Origin of the sequence: Sphingomonas sp., assembly GCF_042096255.1 — a bacterium.
Taxonomy (GTDB): Bacteria; Pseudomonadota; Alphaproteobacteria; order Sphingomonadales; family Sphingomonadaceae; genus Sphingomonas.
In genome coordinates, this window is record NZ_JBELLZ010000019.1 from 1 (window position 1) to 19428 (window position 19428).

At 66.4% G+C, this 19428-nt stretch carries 19 protein-coding genes; 10 read left to right on the forward strand and 9 right to left on the reverse strand.

Features of this window, described 5'->3' with window-relative positions; translation table 11 throughout:
• The coding region (locus tag ACFDTH_RS05730; protein ID WP_375286554.1) for a NahK/ErcS family hybrid sensor histidine kinase/response regulator at positions 1-1261 on the forward strand (1261 nt) is incomplete at its 5' end.
• Here the strand turns inward: ACFDTH_RS05730 and ACFDTH_RS05735 are convergent.
• From ACFDTH_RS05735 to pedF, 4 genes are all read right to left on the reverse strand, one after another.
• Positions 1258-1896, reverse strand: a complete 639-nt coding sequence (locus ACFDTH_RS05735) for a response regulator (protein ID WP_375286555.1) — start codon at positions 1894-1896, stop codon at positions 1258-1260. The two genes, ACFDTH_RS05730 and ACFDTH_RS05735, sit on opposite strands and share 4 nt — an antisense overlap.
• 86 nt (positions 1897-1982) lie before the next feature.
• Positions 1983-3770, reverse strand: coding sequence for a methanol/ethanol family PQQ-dependent dehydrogenase (locus ACFDTH_RS05740; RefSeq protein ID WP_375286556.1), 1788 nt, complete (start codon positions 3768-3770; stop codon positions 1983-1985).
• A 94-nt stretch (positions 3771-3864) separates the two neighbouring features.
• On the reverse strand, positions 3865-4716 hold the full coding sequence (locus tag ACFDTH_RS05745; RefSeq protein ID WP_375286557.1) for a substrate-binding periplasmic protein: 852 nt from the start codon (positions 4714-4716) through the stop codon (positions 3865-3867).
• The gene (pedF, locus tag ACFDTH_RS05750) at positions 4713-5162 is read right to left on the reverse strand and encodes a cytochrome c-550 PedF (RefSeq protein WP_375286558.1); all 450 of its coding nucleotides are present in this window, start codon (positions 5160-5162) and stop codon (positions 4713-4715) included. The genes ACFDTH_RS05745 and pedF overlap by 4 nt, the downstream gene beginning before the upstream one ends.
• Before the next feature lie 130 nt (positions 5163-5292).
• On the opposite strand from pedF, the gene ACFDTH_RS05755 reads away from it, so the two are divergent.
• From ACFDTH_RS05755 to ACFDTH_RS05780, 6 genes are all read left to right on the forward strand, one after another.
• On the forward strand, positions 5293-6249 hold the full coding sequence (locus tag ACFDTH_RS05755; protein ID WP_375286559.1) for a PQQ-dependent catabolism-associated beta-propeller protein: 957 nt from the start codon (positions 5293-5295) through the stop codon (positions 6247-6249).
• A gap of 108 nt (positions 6250-6357) precedes the next feature.
• A complete protein-coding gene (locus ACFDTH_RS05760) occupies positions 6358-7764 on the forward strand; it encodes a porin (RefSeq protein ID WP_375286560.1) in 1407 nt (468 codons plus the stop codon).
• A 23-nt stretch (positions 7765-7787) separates the two neighbouring features.
• The gene (acs, locus tag ACFDTH_RS05765) at positions 7788-9719 is read left to right on the forward strand and encodes an acetate--CoA ligase (protein ID WP_375286561.1); all 1932 of its coding nucleotides are present in this window, start codon (positions 7788-7790) and stop codon (positions 9717-9719) included.
• 951 nt (positions 9720-10670) lie between these two features.
• Positions 10671-10841, forward strand: a complete 171-nt coding sequence (locus ACFDTH_RS05770; protein ID WP_375286562.1) for a hypothetical protein — start codon at positions 10671-10673, stop codon at positions 10839-10841.
• Between the two features lie 26 nt (positions 10842-10867).
• A complete protein-coding gene (locus tag ACFDTH_RS05775; protein WP_375286563.1) occupies positions 10868-11125 on the forward strand; it encodes a hypothetical protein in 258 nt (85 codons plus the stop codon).
• A gap of 40 nt (positions 11126-11165) precedes the next feature.
• Positions 11166-11366 (forward strand): hypothetical protein, encoded by a 201-nt coding sequence (locus ACFDTH_RS05780; RefSeq protein WP_375286564.1) that lies wholly within the window; start codon positions 11166-11168, stop codon positions 11364-11366.
• A gap of 280 nt (positions 11367-11646) precedes the next feature.
• On the opposite strand, the gene ACFDTH_RS05785 is transcribed toward ACFDTH_RS05780, so the two are convergent.
• A complete protein-coding gene (locus ACFDTH_RS05785) occupies positions 11647-11955 on the reverse strand; it encodes a hypothetical protein (protein WP_375286565.1) in 309 nt (102 codons plus the stop codon).
• Between the two features lie 174 nt (positions 11956-12129).
• Positions 12130-12906 carry a TetR/AcrR family transcriptional regulator gene (locus ACFDTH_RS05790; protein WP_375286566.1) on the reverse strand — a complete coding sequence of 259 codons (777 nt, stop codon included), beginning with the start codon at positions 12904-12906 and terminating at the stop codon, positions 12130-12132.
• A gap of 96 nt (positions 12907-13002) precedes the next feature.
• On the opposite strand from ACFDTH_RS05790, the gene ACFDTH_RS05795 reads away from it, so the two are divergent.
• The gene (locus ACFDTH_RS05795) at positions 13003-14385 is read left to right on the forward strand and encodes a carboxylesterase/lipase family protein (protein WP_375286567.1); all 1383 of its coding nucleotides are present in this window, start codon (positions 13003-13005) and stop codon (positions 14383-14385) included.
• A gap of 16 nt (positions 14386-14401) precedes the next feature.
• Here the strand turns inward: ACFDTH_RS05795 and ACFDTH_RS05800 are convergent, their stop codons facing one another.
• From ACFDTH_RS05800 to ACFDTH_RS05810, 3 genes are all read right to left on the reverse strand, one after another.
• Positions 14402-14983, reverse strand: coding sequence for a TetR/AcrR family transcriptional regulator (locus ACFDTH_RS05800; RefSeq protein WP_375286568.1), 582 nt, complete (start codon positions 14981-14983; stop codon positions 14402-14404).
• 69 nt (positions 14984-15052) lie between these two features.
• On the reverse strand, positions 15053-15574 hold the full coding sequence (locus ACFDTH_RS05805; RefSeq protein WP_375286569.1) for a hypothetical protein: 522 nt from the start codon (positions 15572-15574) through the stop codon (positions 15053-15055).
• Positions 15575-15639: 65 nt separating this feature from the next.
• On the reverse strand, positions 15640-16038 hold the full coding sequence (locus ACFDTH_RS05810; RefSeq protein WP_375286570.1) for a c-type cytochrome: 399 nt from the start codon (positions 16036-16038) through the stop codon (positions 15640-15642).
• Between the two features lie 298 nt (positions 16039-16336).
• On the opposite strand from ACFDTH_RS05810, the gene ACFDTH_RS05815 reads away from it, so the two are divergent.
• Together ACFDTH_RS05815 and ACFDTH_RS05820 are read left to right on the forward strand one after the other, a co-directional pair.
• Positions 16337-18082 carry a DUF1592 domain-containing protein gene (locus ACFDTH_RS05815; protein WP_375286571.1) on the forward strand — a complete coding sequence of 582 codons (1746 nt, stop codon included), beginning with the start codon at positions 16337-16339 and terminating at the stop codon, positions 18080-18082.
• The gene (locus tag ACFDTH_RS05820; protein ID WP_375286572.1) at positions 18079-19428 is read left to right on the forward strand and encodes a DUF1552 domain-containing protein; all 1350 of its coding nucleotides are present in this window, start codon (positions 18079-18081) and stop codon (positions 19426-19428) included. Before ACFDTH_RS05815 ends, ACFDTH_RS05820 begins: the two co-directional genes overlap by 4 nt.

Below are 19428 nucleotides of genomic sequence, written 5' to 3' on the forward strand. Positions count from 1 at the left end.
GATCCGGCGGTTGGCCATGCCCGACGGCGGCATGGTGATGGGGTTCGACGACGTGACCGAGCGGCTCCGAACCGCCGACGCGCTCGAACGCCGCGTCGCCGAGCGGACCCGCGCGCTCGAGCTGGAGGTGCGCGAGCGCGAGACCGCCGAGCAGGCGATGCGCTCCGCCAAGATCGCCGCCGAGCAGGCGAACCTGTCGAAGACGCGCTTTCTCGCTGCCGCCAGCCACGACCTGCTCCAGCCGCTGAACGCCGCGCGGCTGTTCGTCTCGGCATTGTCGACGCGGCGGTTGGCCGAGCCGAACCGCAAGCTCGTCGGCCAGGCGGCGTCCGCGCTCGACTCGGTCGAGGGTCTGCTCGAGGCGCTGCTGGAGATCTCCAAACTCGACGCGGGGGCGATCACCCCCGAGCTCGGCGACATCGCGCTCGGCGAGCTGTTCGAGACGCTGCGCGCCGAGTTCCAGCCGATCGCCGCCGAGCGCGGGCTGAGCGTGTCGGCCGCGCCGACCGAGCTCTGGGTCCACTCGGACCGCCGTCTGCTCCGCCGCGTGCTCCAGAACTTCCTGTCGAACGCGCTCCGCTACACCGAGCAGGGCGGAGCGACGATGTCGGCGCGTGTGATCGGCCGAACGGTGTCCATCGCGGTCGCCGACACCGGGCCGGGGATCGACCCCGCGCACCACGGCGAGGTGTTCGAGGAGTTCCGGCGGCTCGACACGGGCAAGTCGCAGGGGATGGGGCTGGGTCTCGCGATCGTCCAGCGGGCGAGTCGGATGCTCGAGCATCCGATCCGTCTCGACAGCGCCTTGGGCGAGGGGGCGACCTTCTCGATCGAGGCTCCGCTGGCCGCCGCCGGGCTGCGCAGCTTCGCGCTTCCCGCTGCGGCGCAGCGCGGCGTCGGGGTCGCGAGCGTGCTCGTGCTCGACAACGAGGCAGCGATCCTCGACGGGATGCGCGCGATGCTCGGCGGCTGGGGGGTCAGGGTCCGCACCGCGGCCACGCTCGAGGAGGCGCGTGCGCTGGTCCGCCGCGCGCGAACGCCGCCGGACGTGATCCTCGCCGATTACCATCTCGCGGCCGGGTTCGGCGACGCCGCGGTGGCGGTGCTGCGCGCCGACCTCGGGGTGGAGGTGCCGGCGGTCATCATCACCGCGGACCGGATGCCCGACCTGCGCGACCGGCTGGTCGCCTCCGGGCTCCACGTCCTTCCGAAACCGGTCAAGCCCGCGCAGCTCCGCGCCCTGCTCGCGAGCGTGCGCTAGGCGGCCTCGAAGCCGATCTTGTTCGCCAGAATCACCGCCTGGGTGCGGCTGTAGACGTTGAGCTTGGCCAGGATCGCGGAGACGTGCGCCTTGACGGTGGTCATGGACACGTCGAGTTCGTGCGCGATCTGCTTGTTGAGCTTGCCCGCCACGACCAGCTTGAGCACCACGCGCTGCTGCGGCGTCAGCGTCGCGACCCGGCGGCGCAGTTCGTCCATCTCGGCGGCGGCGATGGAGGGCGGGCCGTAATCCTCCGGGATGTAGACGTTCCCTGCAAGGATCGACTGGATTGCGGCGACGATCTGACTGCGCTTGAGCGACTTGGGGATGAACCCCGCCGCGCCGTTGGAGATCGCGGCGTTGACCACATGCCCGTCGAGTTCGGCGGAGACCATGACGATGGGGAGCGCGGGAAACCGTTCGCGCAGCAGCGTCAGCCCGGAGAAGCCGCGCGCGTCGGGCATGTTGAGGTCGAGCAGGACGAGGTCGAAATCGCCCTCCCGGTCGACGATCTCGACGGCCTCCGCGACCGAGGACGCCTCGAACAGGTCGGCCTGGTCGAACGCGACCGAGATCACGGTGCGCAGACCGTCGCGCACCAGCGGATGATCGTCCGCGATCAGCACTCGTTCCACGCCGCCTCTCCCCGCCGCCCGGTCTATCAGCCCGGGAAGCGCATGCGAAGAGAGCGCCGCCGCGGGCGACGCTCCCCTCGCCGGCGTCACGACCGGGGCAGCTTGAACACCCAGAGCGAGCCGCCCTGGTTGATGTGCTGCACCGCCTTGGCGACCTCGCCGCCCCACAGCGGCACCGCGCCGCCCCAGCCGGACATCACCGCGACATATTGTTCGCCGTCCTGCTCCCAGGTGACGGGAGACCCGACCACGCCCGAGCCGGTGTTGAACTTCCACAGCTCCTTGCCCGTCTTGGCGTCGAACGCCTTGAGGAAGCCTTCCGGCGTGCCGGTGAAGACGAGGTTGCCGGCGGTGGAGAGCACGCCGCCCCACAAGGGCGCCTTGTTCTGGTATTCCCACATGATCTTGCCGGTCTTGGGATCGACCGCGCGCAGCACGCCGATATGGTCCTGGTAGAGCGGCTTGATGGTGAAGCCCGCGCCCAGGTAGGCCGCGCCCTTCTTGTAGGCGATCGGCTCGTTCCAGATGTCCATGCCCCATTCGTTCGACGGGATGTAGAACATGCCGGTCTGCTGGCTGAACGACATCGGCATCCAGTTCTTCGCGCCGAGGAAGGCGGGGGCGGAGAACACGGTCGTGCCCTTCTCGGCGCTCGGCGGGCCGGGGCGATTGGCGGGATCGAAGATCGGGCGCCCGTCCTTGCCGTAGCCCTTCGCCCAGGTCGTCTTGGAGACGAACGGGGTGGCGGAGACGAACTTCCCGTTGGTGCGGTCGAGCACGAAGAAATAGCCGTTGCGATCCGCTTTCGCGCCCAGCTTGCGGCCGTTCATGTCAAAGGGGATGAACTCGTTGACCCCGTCGAAGTCCCAGCCGTCGTGCGGCGTCGTCTGGTAGTGCCACTTGATCTCGCCCGTGTCGGGATCGATCGCCAGCGTCGAGGACGTGTAGAGGTTGTTGCCCGGGCGCAGGTGGCTGTTCCACGGTGCCGGGTTGCCCGTGCCCATGTAGATCAGGTTGGTCTCGGGATCGTAGGTGCCGCCGAGCCAGGTCGCGCCGCCGCCGGTCTTCCACTGGTCGCCCTGCCAGCTGGCGTTGAGCTTGCCGGTCATCGTCGTCGGCTTGCCGGCGCCGTCGGTGCCCATGTTGCCTTCGATGGTGGGGCGCGACCACACCAGCTCGCCGGTGTTGACGTCGCGCGCCTCGACCTTGCCGACGACGCCGAACTCGCCGCCCGAGTTGCCGTAGATCACCTTGCCCTTCACGATCATCGGCGCGGCGGTGAAGCTGTAGCCCGCGGAATAATCAGCCAGGGTTTTGTTCCAGATCACCTTGCCGGTCTTGCGGTTGAGCGCGACCATGTGGGCGTCGAGCGTGCCGAAGATGATCTTGTCGCCGTAGATGGCGGCGCCGCGGTTGACGACGTCGCAGCAGGGCATGATGCCGTCGGGCAGGCGCGCATCATATTGCCACAGCTCGTCGCCGGTCTTCGCGTCAAAGGCGAACAGGCGGCTGTAGCTGCCGGTGACGTAGATCACGCCGTCGTAGACGATCGGCTGCGATTCCTGGCCGCGCTGCTTCTCGCCGCCAAGGCTCGCGGAAAAGGCGGGGACCAGCCTGGCGACGTTGGCGGTCGTGACCTGCTGGAGCGGGCTGAACCGCTGCGCGCGCGGGCCCATCCCGTAGGTGAGCACGTCGTTGGGCGTGTTCGCATCGTTCATCAGGTCCGCATCGGACGGACCGGCAGCCGCCGCGGTCGTGGTGACGGCGGCGGCCGTGGTCGCCACAGCGTCGTCGGTTCCGGCGGCGGCGACCGGCGCCGCAGCGAGCGCGGTTCCGGCGAGCAACAGCGGCAGACGCAGCGCGTGACTTTTCATCGAAACGATCCTCCCTTCAACAGGCCGCTTACGGGCCTCTGGTCGATTTGCTGAGACTACCCTCATGCGCGCGGCGACGGCATTGGACCTTCGTTCAAGACGCGAGCGGTGGATGCGGGGTGACCCCGTACCGCGCGAGGATGGTGTCGATCGTGCCATCCTTGCGGAATCTCGCCATGATCGCGTCGAGCGCGTCGGCGAGGTCGCGGCTGTCGTCCTTGACCGCGAGACCGACGTCCCAGCCCGCGCTCGGCATCGCGGGGATCGGCCCGTGGCGAACCTTGAGCGTGTCGCCTGCGGCGGCCTTGGCGTGCTCGATCTGTGCGCGGGTCGCGACCACCACGTCGGCGTCGCCTCCCGCCACCGCCGCCACCGCGGCCGCGCCGCTCGGCAGGTGGCGGGTGTCGGCGCGGAGCACGCCGCCGAACCCGCCGGAGAAGTAGAAGTCGGGGATGCTGTCGAGCTCGGCGACCAGCCGCTTGCCCTTGAACGCGGGCGGCGCGACCTCGCAGTCCGTGTCGGGACCGCAAGCGATCAGAAAGCCTTCGCGGTAGTAGGGCGCGGCGATCACCGCACGGTCGTTGGCGAGCGCGAGTTGGCGGTCGACGGGCACGTGCATCATGATGTCGGCAAGCGTCCCGCCGACCAGCGACCCGCGCCACACCATGTTGCGCAGGTCGTCGCCGACGTCCTCGTCGGCCATGAAGTCGACGATCTGCGCGCGCGCGCCCAGCGCCTTGGCGATGACCTGGCCCAGGTCGACGTCGATGCCGGTGAACCGGCCGTCCGGCCCCGCCCACGACCAGGGCTCGAAGTCGCGATAGACCGCAATGCGGACGACCCCTTCCGCCTTGATCTTGTCCACCGCGCGCGCCGCGGCGACGCCCGGGCAGAGCGCGGCGGCGAGCGCGCCGCCGAGCACCGCGCGGCGGGTCGGCGCCCTCATCCTTCGTGCTTCGTGTCGAGCCAGGAGCGGATCGCCCAGCCGGCCTTCTGCCCCAGCACGTCACCCATCGGAGGCATGTAGACCTTGCCGTCGCGGACCGAGCCGTGCTGGAAACGCTGGATGAACCACTCGTCGCCGGCCTCGCCCGCGTCGAGGTAGCGCAGGTCGGGCGCGATCCCGCCCGAGATCGCCTCCAGGCCGTGGCAGCGCGCGCAGTTCTGGCCATACGCGCTCTCGCCGATCTTCTGCGCCTTGGCATAGACGGCCGGATCGGCGCGGTAGGGGTTCTTGGTCACCCAAGTTTCGTTGCCGGGCTGCACGTCGGGCAAGGCGCTGGTGTCGACCGCCTGCGGCGTCACGTTGCCGTGCGCAAACACGGCATGTCCGATCGACACCGACGCGATCAGCGCCGCTCCGCTCGTCACGACCCGCGAGATTCGACCCATTGCTTCGCCCTCTCCATGCCCACACCGCGCAAGGGCGTGTTCGATCAGCAGCTTAGGAGCGTGCGCCCGGGTCGGCTTATTGGACTTTGGTACGAGGGGTCGCGCCGCCCCGATGCGCTAGGGTCGCGGCATGAGACTTCTGCTCGCGAGCGCCGCGCTCCTCGCCGCCATCCCGGCAGCTGCCGAGACGATCTACGTGTCGAACGAACGCGCCAACACGATCAGCGTGATCGACGGCACGACGCTCGAGCCGATCGCGACCTGGCCGGTCGGCAAGCGCCCCCGCGGGATCGTGCTGTCGCGCGACGGCACGCAGCTCTACGTCTGCGCCAGCGACGAGAATGCGGTGCAGGTGATCGACCGCACGACCGGGAAGGTGGTCGCCGACCTGCCTTCGGGCGAGGATCCCGAGACCTTCGCGCTGTCGCCCGACGGCACGCTCCTGTTCGCCTCGAACGAGCGCGACGCGACGGTGACCGCGATCGACGTGCCGGGCCGCAAGGTCGCGTTCCAGGTCGTCGTCGGGGTCGAACCCGAGGGAATGGCGGTGAGCCCCGACGGCAAGATCGCCGTGTCGACCTCGGAGACCGACAATGCGGTCCACTGGATCGACATCGCCACCCGCCAGGTGGTCGGCCAGACCCCCACCGACGCGCGCCCGCGCCACGCCGAGTTCACCGCCGACGGCAGGCAGCTCTGGGTGTCCGCGGAGATCGGCAACAGCGTCCAGGTGGTCGACACCGCCACCCGCAAGGTGATCGAAACGCTCCATTTCGCCGTGCCCGGGATCGCGCCGGAGAAGGTGATGCCCGTGCAGATCCGCTTCACGCCCGATGCGAAGCGTGCGGTGATCGCGCTGGGCCGCGGCAACGCGCTGGCGATTGTCGACGTCCAGACGCGCAAGGTCCAGGCGATCGTTCCGGTCGGTCCGCGGGTGTGGGGCGTCGCGATCACGCCTGATGGCGCGCGGGCGATCTCCGCCGACGGGCTCGCCGACACGGTGACGGTGGTCGACCTCGCCACGGCGAAGGTGACGGCGACGGTCCCGGTCGGCCGCGCGCCCTGGGGCGTCGTGGTCGCGCCATAGGTCCTTGGTCCAACGCCCTTAGTCCAATTTCGTACGTCCTCCGCAACGATCAGCCTCCTGTGCGGAAAGCCCGCCACGGACGTGCGGGCGCACTGGGGAGGTTCTCGCATGACATTCGCCGCACGGTTGCTCGGCTCGGCCGCGCTCGTCTCGTTCGCCGTCGCGGCGGTTCCGGCCGCGGCGCAGGACACCACCGACGCCCTGCTCCTGAAGCTCAAGGAGAAGGGCATCCTCGACGACGCAGAATACCAGGCGCTGATGGCGCGCAAGGCGTCGCAGCCGAGCGCGGTGCCTGCGACCAACTCCGCCGAGGCGCCCCAGCAGGCCGCCGCCGAGCGGCTGGACGACAAGAAGATGGTACGCATGACCGACACCGGGGTCGGGCTCCAGGTCGGCGACGTGGCGCTCCGGTTCTCCGGCTCGGTCAACGGCTTCTACGTCCACGACAGCGGCGCGCGCGAGACCCCGCAGAACATCGTCGCGGGCGGGCTGGCGACCGTGGGCGACGACACCTCCGCGATCCGCAACGGCCTGCTCCCCGGCTTTCTCAAGATCGAGTTGACGACGACGCAGGGCGGCTGGGATGTCGGCGCCCACTTCGGCCTCTACCCCGGCATCAACTCCGGGCTCGGCAACTCGGGTGCGAACGGACCCGGCGCCCCGCAGGCGCTCCAGACCGCCGGCATCGACGCCCGCCAGACCTACCTGACCGTCGGCCGATCCGGCCTCGGCGAGCTCAAGATCGGCCGCGACATCGGGTTGTTCGGATCGGACGCGATCCTGAACGACATCACCCTGCTCGCGGTCGGGACCGCATCGGCCAATGCCGCGCCGTCGAACACGTCGCTGGGGCGGATCGGGCTTGGCTACCTTTACACCGACTTCCAGCCGCAGATAACCTATTCGTCGCCCAAGTTCGGCGGGTTCCAGGTCGCCGGCGGGATCTTTCAACCGCTCACCACCGTGGGCCAGAGCGAGGTCAACAGCTCTCCGGGGTTCCAGGCCAAGGTCACGTACGACATGGTGCCGACCGACGGCGGCTTCGGCGCACACGCCTGGGTCAGCGGGCTGATCCAGCGCCACGACGCGACCGGGCTGCTCCCGGCCTACACCGGCCGGGCGATCGATCTCGGCGCCAAGCTGTCCTACGGCCCCGCCAGCCTGACCGGCTATTACTACACGGGCAGCGGTGTCGGCACGATCGGGCTGTTCCTGCTCTCCACCGACGCGCTCGGCCGCAAGCGGGACAGCAGCGGCTTCTACGTCCAGGGCACCTACGGGATCGGCAAGTTCACGCTCGGCGGCAGCTACGGCGAAAGCCACCTCGACCTCGCCGACGACGAGCTGGTCTCGAACCTCGTCCGCAAGAACGCCAGCTGGGTCGGCCAGGCGCGCTACGGGCTGACCAGCTGGGTCACGCTGATCGGCGAATACACGCACACGATGTCCGAAGCGCACAACGGCAACGACGCCACGTCCGACGCGCTCGCGGCCGGCGCCATCCTGTTCTTCTGACCTGTCCTTAGGAACCGACACGCATGATCCAGGCCTTCTACCCGGCAGCGATTGATCCGCTCGCTCGCCACGACGCAGCCTCCGCGGAGCGGGACCGCGCGGCGGCTGCGGGCGATCCGGACGGTTACTGGCGTACGGAGGCGCAGTGCGTCGACTGGATCGTGCCTTTCACCACCGTGCGCGAGGCGTCGTTCGACGAGGCGGACTTCGGCATCCGCTGGTTCGGGGACGGCGTGCTCAACGTCTCGGTCAACTGCCTCGACCGGCACCTCGCGACCCGCGCCGACCGGCCGGCGATCGTCTGGGAAGGGGACGAGCCCGGCGAAGCCCGCACGATCACCTATCGCGAGCTGCACCGCGACACCTGCCGCATGGCCAACGTGCTGAAGGACATGGGCGTCCGCCGTGGCGACCGGGTGACCATCTACCTGCCGATGATCCCCGAAGCCGCGGCGGCGATGCTTGCCTGCACGCGGATCGGTGCGATCCACGCGGTCGTGTTCGGCGGCTTCTCTCCCGACAGCCTCGCCAACCGCATCCGGGATTGCGACTCGACGGTGGTGATCACCGCCGACGAGGGCCGGCGCGCGGGGAAGGCGGTGCCGCTCAAGGCCAACGTCGACGCGGCGCTGGCGCATTGCCCGGGCGTCTCGGGCGTGCTGGTGATCCGCCGCACCGGCACGGAAGTCGCGATGGCGCCCGCGCGGGACCGATGGCTGCACCAAGCGGTCGCAAGCGTAGCGGACGATTGCCCGCCCGAGCCGATGGGGGCGGAGGACCCGCTGTTCATCCTCTACACCTCCGGCTCGACCGGCAAGCCCAAGGGCGTGGTGCACACGACCGGCGGCTATCTGGTGTGGGTGACCAAGACGTTCCGCGACGTGTTCGATTATCGCGACGGCGAGCTGTTCTGGTGCACCGCGGATATCGGCTGGGTGACCGGCCACAGCTACGTGATCTACGGTGCGCTCGCGAACGGCGCGTCCACGGTGATGTTCGATGGCGTGCCGAACTACCCCGATCCAGGGCGGATCTGGGAGACGGTGGCGCGGCTCGGCGTCAACATCCTCTACACCGCGCCGACCGCGCTGCGCGCGCTGATGCGCGACGGCGACGACTGGGTCACCCGCCACGACCGGAGCTCGCTTCGCCTGCTCGGCTCGGTCGGTGAGCCGATCAATCCGGAGGCGTGGGACTGGTATCACCGCGTGGTCGGCGACCGGCGCTGCCCGGTGGTCGATACCTGGTGGCAAACGGAAACGGGCGGGATGATGATCGCTCCCCTTCCCTATGCGACCGATCTCAAGCCCGGCTCTGCTACCCGGCCGCTGCCGGGGGTGGAACTCGCGCTGCTCGACGCCGACGGCCGCGAGATCGAGGGGGAAGGAGAGGGCGCGCTCGTCGTCACGGCGAGCTGGCCCGGCCAGATGCGCACTGTCTGGGGCGATCACAATCGCTTCTTCCAGACCTATTTCACCACCTTTCCCGGCCGCTACTTCACCGGCGACGGCTGTCGGCGGGACATCGACGGTTATTACTGGATCACCGGCCGTGTCGACGATGTCATCAACGTCTCCGGTCATCGCTTGGGCACGGCAGAGGTGGAGAGCGTGCTGGTTCTTCACCCCCGCATCGCGGAAGCCGCGGTGGTCGGGATGCCGCACAAGCTGAAGGGACAGGGCATCTACGCTTATGTGACGCTCAACGCCAACGACAGCCCGGATGATGCGCTGCGCGACGACCTTCGTCTCTGGGTGCGGCGGGAGATCGGCTCCATCGCCACGCCGGACGTCATCCAGTTCGCTCCTGGTCTACCGAAGACCCGCTCGGGAAAGATCATGCGGCGCATCCTTCGCAAGATCGCGGAAGGTGATCTCGAGAACCTGGGCGACCTCTCGACTCTCTCGGATCCGACGGTCGTGATGGAGCTCGCGACGGGCCGAACTGGTCGGTGAAGCGACCCTCTAACGACAGTGTCAGCGAACAGCTCGACTAGGTGACGGAGCTCGCGCTGGGTGAATTCCATTGGCCGAAAACGACGACGATGGGAAACCGCCGTGTCGATCCACAATGATGCACCCGAACGGACCCGCCATGGCCGGCCTGCAATCGCGCGATCGCGGCATCCATGCTGGCGGTCGCCCGTCGAGCTCTTCGCGACAGTTGACCGGCAGGATCGTCGCCATTGCGACTCACGAAAGCGGCCTGCCGCCGCTTCGCCCCGCGGCAGCGATCACGCAGACATGGACATCGAGGCCGAAAGGCGGACGCTGAACGAAGGGCAGCATACGAGTGCCCGCAGGCAACGTTGATTGTCCGCTTCTGGGTCAAGCTCCCGCAAAAGTAGCGATACGATTAAGGGGGTACCCTTGGGGGTATTTGCGTCTGTAGCGCTTGGCTTTTGGCGGCTTCGCTCTGAGCGGTTGACCTTAGTTCGAATCCCTCCGTCTCCGCCAGCGGCTCAACGCAAAACTCCCGAGATGCGTCGAACACCGCAGAAATCAGACACTTTATACCCAAGTAGGGTTGCTCGGTTGTTCGCCGTTTTTCACCCCTGTTTGCCCGTTTTCGGCGCCTGGGGTAAGCCATAGGGATGGCCGGACGGACCGGCGAAAGGGCGGCGCAACGGCGGGTCTAAATCTACTCTCCGACAAGCAGATTGCCAAGGGAAAGAGGGTTATACGGCTGACGGCGGCAACCCTTACTCATCGCGCGTGCGGCCGGGCTGATGAAGGCGCTGGGGCTCGACTCCAGAGATGTGCGCAAGCTCCAGGAGGTTCCGTTCATCGTCCTTCTGGAGGCGCAGGCCGCGCTGGAGGCGAGCGCGCGCGCGGCGAGGCGCCGGGCTCGCCGGTGCTGGACGGGGTTGCGATCACGCGTCACCCGTCGGTCCCGACGCACCCGCGGTGTCCGTCGACGTGCCGATGGTGATCTCCACCGCGCTGGACGAACGCGCCTATCGCATGACCCAGTTCCGCATGTCGGAGGACGAGCTGCTCGCCTTCGCGCGGCAAAGCGCTGGCGCGCGCGCGGCGGAGGTGGTGGCGATGTATCGCGCGGAGGACGGGGTGGCCTGAACGGGCCGGGGGCGAGCAGCGTTCGGATGGCGACGCTGCTGGCGTCCAGCTGGGCGGTCTTTGCAGCAACGGGCAAGCCGCAGAACGACAAGGTGCCCACCTGGGAACCCTATGAACAGGGCAAGCGCACCACAATGATCTTCGCCGACGAGATGCGAGCCGAGGACGATCCGCATGCTCAGTTCCGCGAGCTGTGGGCCTCGATCCCGGCCGCGGCTGCTAGACCAAGTGCATCAGCCGGTAAGCGGGACAGCATAGAAGAGGCCTATACCTCGCCTGCGTAAGCCAGTAAGCCCGTTTAGCTACTTCAACTCCTCGCCGGAGGTGATCCGCCTTGTGGTGCTGATGTGCGTGCGGTTTGCGCTGTCGCTCAGCAATGCCGAGGACCTGCCGTTCGAACGCAGGATCGAAGACCTACAAGAGACGACGCTCCGCGGCGCTTGCGCAATGGCAGCTGATTGCACGCCAGACGCGGCGTATGTCACCCAACGCGCATCGTACAACGAGAAGTTCGCGTCAAACTGACAGCATCCCGGAGATCAATAGGCTTGCTTCGGGAACGCCGCCGACATTGATATCGTGGCAGGCGGACGTTCGCCGCTGGACTCCTTCGGTATGGCCACCCTGGCATTGCCGAAAGTCGGGCTTCGTGCGACGATCTATGCCAGGCCACGATCGTGATGCTCGTCACAACACGTAAAGCTATCGCCTTGCTCCCAATCGACGACGCATAGCTTTATGGCCAGCCGATCAGGTTCATCGCAGACCAGGCTGGCAACAGGTACCCGCCTCGCGAACTCCGCAGCTATTGGCTGGGCAGGGCCTTGAGCCCGGCCTCGATAGCGGCGAGATGCTCGTCGGTGATCTTGCCTCCGGAGTGCGGCTGCAGGCGCCGCAAGCTGACGGCCTTGAACTGATCGTAACCTGGTGCCGCCTCGAGATCGGGCAGGCTTGCCAGTACGACCGCTTTGGCGCCGGGACTGGCCATCAGCGCCTCGATGCTCGAATCCAGCGTCAGTCCTGAGGACGCCGTTGCAGGTGCCGGAGCGCCAGTCTGTGCAAGCGCGGAGGCAGAGGGGGCAATCAGCAACCCGACCAGAAGCAGTGCCTTCATGATATCTCCAGCGCCAAGCGTGACTGCAAAGGAGTGTGCCCCTTCGTTGAGCTTGCGTCAAGTGAATCGATCGAGGTCGTGGGCGATCCTTGGGCCGATCACGACACTCTTCCATATTGCTATTCAATGGCTCGTCAGCAGCGCGGGCCGCTGCGGAACACTTCTCGGTTCGATCTATGGGGATCTTGCCTCCGCGTCCTGCCGAAGCGAGGCCATGAAGCGCGAATTGCTCTCGATCCCGGCCAGCATCATTGCGATACAGAGCCGCTCGACCATCTCGAACGGTGCCCTGCGACCCGCAACGATTCCGCCCGCCCGCAGCGAGACGGCGGTCAGGGCGGCGGTCGAGGCGGTTGCCCGTTGGGTACCGGCATCTCCATCCACCGTGAGATTGCTGACCACCGAGTCCAGCGCCCGAGAGCGTCGAGCCTCCCATTCGGGGCTGAGCGCCGATCGAACGTCGGGGTCGCGCAGCAAGCGCTGGAGGAGAGGACCGTGTTCGGCCGCCTCGTGCAGGTAGTTGAGGGTCGAGATGACGATTCGGGAAAGCCGGCTGTTTCCGCGGGAGAGGAGCGCGCCTCGCCGAGCGGAAATGGCGGCGATCTCGCGCCGCGCCAGCGCGACGAGCAGATCGGTGCGGCCGCCGAAGCAATTATGCACCTGCGCCTCGCTGATGCCGGCTGCGCGCGCCACGGTCTTTATGGACAGGCCTGCAAGTCCGCTCTCGAGAGCGATGCCCGCCGCAGCGTTCATCAACTGCTCTCGCCTTGCCTCGGGACTCAGCCGAGTGCGGGTTCGGTTGGTGCGTTGCGCCATCATCCAGGCGACCTTCGATATCGCATTCGCGACGGACAGCAACAGAAGCTTTTCACTGCAGCCACTGCAGCCACTGCAGCCACGGCAGCCACCCTGACCGTTATGGACCGGGCGATCCAACCGGATCAGGCGCAAGCGCGCAAGGGTCCGCCTGCCCAGATGAAAACAGTCATACTTGTTTGAATGTCAGTTGATGCTAGGCTCCGGCCAAGCGAACGGAGAGGAAGAAAGATGCGACGATCCACCTTGATGCTGGCCATCCTCCTGGCCACTACCGCTGCATCCGCTCAGATGCCGCCCAAGGTGAACCCGGTTACCGTGCAATCCGCGGCCGGTACGCTACAGGGTGACGATCAGGACGACGTGCTCGTGTTCCGCGGCGTGCCTTATGCGGCACCACCCATCGGGCCCCTTCGCTGGAGCGCGCCGCGCCCCGTAGCGGCTTGGAAGGGCGTGCGCACCGCCGTGGCGCACGAACCTCCGTGCCCGCAGCCGGTGATGCCCGACTTCACTTCTGCAAATCCGGGAGGGGTGAATGGCGCGCAGTCGGAGGATTGCCTCTACCTCGAAGTGTATGCGCCGGAGGCGGTGAAGAAGGCGCCTGTGCTGGTATGGTTTCATGGCGGGGCGTTCTTCCTGGGCGCGGGCCACCTTCCCTCGTATGAAGGTCGGGCCAATGCGCGGCAGGGCGTAATTACAGTCGACGTCAACTATCGCCTGGGCGCGCTGGCCAACTTCAACCATCCGGCCCTGGATCGCGGACCCGGGCCGCACGGAAACTACGCCCTGCAGGATGCCGTGGCGGCGCTCCGCTGGGTTCGCGACAACATCACGGCCTTTGGCGGCGACCCTGACAACGTGACGGTTGCCGGACAGTCGGCCGGTGGAGGCATCGTGACCGGACTCTTGTCGTTGCCTGCCGCCAAGGGTTTGTTCGGCAAGGCGATTATCCAATCGGGCGCGCTGTTGCGGCCCGACATCACTCCTGAGGAATCGACCGAGAAGACGCTCGCCGGCCTGAAGGACATCGATGTCGGACCGGACGCCACGCCGGAGTCGCTGCGCCAAATCTCGGCGCAGACGTTTGTCGGCACGCCATCGCTGATGCGCGGCACGTTCTTCGTGAAGGATTCGGCATACAAGCCTGTGTCGACAATCGAGGCGTTGACCGCCGGCACCGAAACGGACGTGCCGCTCTTGATCGGTTCGAATAGCGGGGAAGGCGGCTTCGCCGCCGCCCGCCGGTTCGCCGAGATGGCCGGAGACCAGGGCGCACCGGCGTGGCTATATCGCTTCGCGCATACCCCTGCGTGGCGTGCGCCCGAATGGAAGGCTGGCCCGATCCATTCCGCGGAACTGATGTTCACCTTCGATACCATCGATCAATCCAGCTGGGGCGGCGATCGCGCGGACGCGACCGATCGCACATTGGCCAGGGTGATGAACGGGTGCTGGACCGCATTCGTACGGATGGCGCCGGGGAGCCGACGCCTGCGCTGCGGCAATGGATTCGAATGGAAGCCTTATGGCAAGGCCGGCGAAGTAGCCGAGTTCCGCAGCACGGGGCCGGTGATCATCGATGCGCGCGCGTTGCCCGACGGCCCGCCGAAATGACCGGCGGAACCCGTTCCTACCGGACGACCCGCAGGTCGGCCACAAGATCGGTGATCAGCCGATCGCAGGTCTCGTGCGCGACTGCCAGGCTGATCCGCCCGTTGCGAAGCTGTTGCGCCAGCGAGTCCGGTATGGCCATCAATAGCTCCACCAAGATCATGGCCTCGCGTAGCTGGATCTGGAGCCTTGCGCTCGCCTCGCCGACTACCGTCCGGATGAGGGTCCTGAGCAGCACCCGCGACTGCTCCAGCGATCCGTGACCATCGCCGTCGCGCAGGATGTAGTGGAGCGCCGGGCCGTGATCCAGAAGGTAACCAAGGTACTGGCGCCCCAGGCCGCTGGCCCTTGTGCTCACGTCATCGTGGTCGCCCGCCCGGCCCAGCCGATCAGCAAGTGCAGCCAGGTGGCGGCGGCATAACTCGTCGATGATCTGCGGTACGCCTTCGAAATAGACGTAGATCAACGCCCGGCTGGAGGCGATCTCCGCCGCCACCTGGTTCATTCCGAACGCCAGAGTGTGGCTGCGTACGATCATCGTCTCGACGGCGTTGACGATCTCATCGACTCGGTCGTCGGCGGCAAGTTTGCGGATGGGCACACCCGCTTATCGGTCCGCCTGTACGCCTCCACAATCCTTCGTGTCGCGATGCTTCCCGACGCGCATCGGTCAGCGAGTCGCTCCCCCGGTCAAGCGCTCACATGCGGGCATTTCGGCGACCGTGACCGCGACGGTCGGGTCGAACGCCCGGTAGTCGGAATTGAGGGGCGATAGGGGCCGGTTGGCGATCCACGTCTTCTTTCGTCGGATCAGGTCGAACTGCAGCACGGCGTTCTGAACGGTCGTCCGCTCACGTTCCCCTCCGGTCTGGTCGGCCCGTACCGTCATCGTCTGCCCCTCTTGCCAAGGGCTCCATTTCAGCTGCCTCGATCCTGTGAGCGGAGACCAGCGCCAACGCCGTGCCGACGCGATCGCCGTGGCCTGATACTCATATCCGTTCTGGATTGCGGGCGGTTGCAGCTTCGTTGGCGCGATATGAAAGCGAGGCTGATCCAGTTCCAGCACCACGCGATTGTCGAGCACCTCGAAGGCCGACGTGTCACATCGGCGGAGATGTGCGTGCCACACGGCCTTGATCAGCCTTTCGGCCTCGGCTGCGGTGGAAGCCGGTTTCTCCTGTGCGGCCGACATGCCGGATGTTGCGAGCGAGCCGGCAAGTGCGACCGCTAGAGTAATGCGAGGCAGCACCCCGTGGTTCACATCGTCTGGAGGTAGGCGACGATGTCAGCGCGCTTCTGCGGGTCCTCAACCTTCATCACCATCTTGGACCCGGCTGCATAGCTGCGGGGATCGGCCAAGAAGGCATTGAGTTCCTTGGCATTCCAGCTCTTGCCGGCTTTGGCCTTCAATCCCGCGCTATAGGTGTAACCGGGCACCGCGGCGATGCCACGGCCCGCAAGGCCCTTCAGTGTCGGCGCAATCGCGCCCGAATGGCAGGACCGGCAGTCCTCCGCATAATATTCTCGTCCGGCCTCTTCATCGCCGGCGATTGCAGCGGCCGGTTGCGTTGTCTGCGCCTTGCCCGCCACAGAGCTGGCCGCCACCGTGGCGGCAAGGCCGCCAAATGCAATCATGCAAGCGCGCCAATGGGTCACAAACCACTCCCTTTTTTACCTAACGTCCTCGCGGCCGACGAGCGCCCCAACATAACCGATGTTCGAAATCTTCCTGTTCACCCAGGTAGAGCGCCGCTTCCCAATGCCGTGCAAGGCAATGGATGCGAGAACGAGTCAAGTCAATTCTCTGCTTATGAAGAGCCATTTATCCAAGTGGGCTGGTGCCTAATAACTTGAGCGTTTGTCAAAACGGGCGATTGACGCCCGATGCCTCGAGCGCGTATACCGTCTTTCGTGCTTGAAAGACGCCGCGGGCGCATGAGCAAAGTGGTGTCCGATGCGGCGGTCCGCGATCGTGACGACGCGAATCGGGAGTGGGATGTTGCCTGAATTCAAGCTGACCTCGCGGACGCTGAACCTGGTCGGCATCGCTGCCTTGGCCTGTTCAGCTGCATTGTTCGGCGGGGCGGCCTTGTCGGCATCGGCGCCGGCGCCGGGTCTCGCAGGGCCGGTCAAGGTCGCCGCGCGGCGCATCACGGAAAGCCAGTACCGCCATGTCATCGCGGACACGTTCGGCGATTGGGTGGCGGTGAATGCACGCTTTGAGCCTGAACGTCGCCAGGACGGGCTCCTGGCGATCGGTTCTACCCAGCTGTCGATTACTCCGGTCGGCTTCGAGCAATATTACGGCGCTGCCCGCTCGATTGCCGATCAAGTGCTGAGCGAGTCGCGCCGGAGCGGAACCGTTGCTTGTGTTCCGGCGGACGCGGCCAAGCCGGATGATGCCTGTGCCGCGGCGTTCATCCGCACTTATGGCGAGCGACTGTTCCGCCGCCCACTCACCGAAGCGCAGGTTGCCGCGCGTCTCGTGACCGCGCGCAAGGGCGACAACTTCTACGACGGCCTGAAGCTGGCGCTCACCAGCTTGCTGATCGCGCCGGAGTTTCTTTTCCGGATCGAGGTTGCGGTTCCCGGTCCGTCGGGCACTCCGCAACTCGACAGCTACACCAAGGCGTCGCGGATTGCCTTCCTGCTTTGGGATGCTGCGCCCGATGCCGAGCTGCTTGCCGCGGCGAAGAGCGGTGCACTCGACACCGATGCGGGGCTCAAGCAGCAGGTTGCGCGGTTGCAGGCATCCCCGCGACTGGCCGACGGTGTGCGCGCGTTCTTCACCGACATGCTGCAACTGGACGCGTTTGAGGGGCTGACCAAGGACGCGTCCATCTATCCGAAGTTCAGCCAAGCGGTCGCGGACAGCGCGCGCGAAGAGACGCTTCGCACTGTGGTCGACCATCTCGTCACCAAAGGACGCGACTATCGCGACCTGTTCGTCACCCGCGACACCTGGCTGAACCGCAATCTGGCGGCGGTATATAAGGTGCCGTTCGCGTCGAAGGCGGCGTGGGCGCCCTATACGTTCCCCGCCGATTCCGGTCGTTCCGGCATCTTGACGCAGGTGACTTTCCTGTCGCTGTTCTCGCATCCGGGCAGTTCGTCGCCCACCAAGCGCGGCGTGAAGCTCTACGAGATCTTCCTGGCCCAGCCGACGCCCGATCCTCCGGCCGACGTGGATTTCTCCAAGGTCCAGGCGTCGAGCAAGGGAACGGTTCGGATGCGGCTGATCGATCACATGACCAACGATGGATGTTCGTCATGCCATTCGGTCAGCGATCCGGTCGGTCTCGCGCTTGAGCACTTCGACAGCCTTGGCCAGTTGCGAATGCTGGAGGACGGCCAGCCGATCGACGTCAGTGCCGAGTTGGGAGGGAAGCGGGTTGCAGGGGCACAAGGTGTCGGCCAGTTCCTGCACGACAACCCGCGTGTACCCGCGACCCTGGTTCGCAACGTCTATTATTATGGCGTGGGTCGCGGCTTCGACGAGCGCGACGAAGCCTTTTTCGACAAGGAGGCGCAGCTGTTCGCCAGTGGGGGGTATAAGGTCCCAGAGCTGTTCGGGCAGATCGCGACAAGCCCATATTTCATGAAGGTGGTTATCCCCTCAGGCGCGAAGCCCGCCGGGATCAAGCCTACCCAGGTTGCCCGCCTAATGCCGCAGACCCCCAGCCGAGGAACAGCACGATGAGGACTCCACGCTTCGATCGTCGCTCCGTGATGAAGGGCGCCTTGAAGGGCGCTGCCGTGATGGTCGGCATCCCGACGCTTGACCTCTTTCTGGACGGCAATGGCGAGGCGCTGGCGAATGGTCGCCCTCTGCCCGTCCGGTTTGGCACCTATTTCTGGGGCCTGGGCCTGACGGACACGCCGCAGGGTTCTCGCTGGGTGCCGACCAAGCAGGGCCATGGCTATGACATCACGCCGGAACTCGAGTCGATCAAGGCGCTGAAGGACAAGGTGTCGGTATTCTCCGGCTTCCGCGCGATCGGCGACGGTAAGCCGAACCTGGTCCATTGGAGCGGGCTTGCCGCCATCATGTCCGGGTCGGCTCCGGCCGCCTCCAACACGATGGACCGCGCGTCCTTCGACACCATGGTTGCCGAGGCGATCGGTCAGTCCACGCGCTTCCGCACCCTGGACATGTCTGCCTCGGGCAAGCCGCTATCGAATTCGACGCATACAGGTAAGGCGTTCGCTACGCCGGAGGTCTCTCCCCTGGCGCTCTATACCCGCCTTTTCGGCGAGGGGTTTCAGGACCCGAACAATCCCAACTGGAAGCCGGATCCTCGGGTCATGCTGCGCCAAAGCGTCCTGTCGGCCGTCAAAGATCAGCGCGACGCGCTGGCTGCGGATGTCGGCAAGGCGGACAGGATCAAGCTCGATCAATATTACACCTCGGTGCGGGAGATGGAGAACCAGCTCGCGCTACAGCTGGAGAAGCCGGAATATAACGCGGCCTGCGTGGTGCCGCCAAAGCCCGGCGCCGAACGGCGCGGGGCATCCATCGACATCGTGAACGAGAATTCAAAGGCGATGGCCCGGCTTCTCGCCATGGCGCTGGTGTGCAACCAGACGCGCGTGTTCAACTTCGTGCACACCGCTGGTGCGTCGGAGACCTATCTGCCTGGCGATTCCAAGATCTATCACCAGTACAGCCACGACGAGCCGACTGATGCGACGCTCGGCTACCAGGTCAATACCTCCAAGCTCGCCGGCGTGGTCATGCAGGCGTTCGGCGACTTCCTGACCGAGCTAGATGCGGTCAAGGAGGGCGATCGTACCGTTCTCGATAACAGCATCATCATGGGCTATAGCGACACTGGCTACGCCAAGATCCATAGCCTGGAGAACATCCCGATGTTCCTCGCGGGCGGCGCAGGCGGCAAGCACAAGGCCGGACAGCACATCCGCACCACCGGCGAGCCGGTGACCCGGGTGTCCCTGACGGCGATGCAACTGGCGGGAGCACCGGTCGGGGAGTTCGGCGCGGGAGCGATGAAGACCTCCAGCCCGCTGACCGAAGTGCTGGCGTAG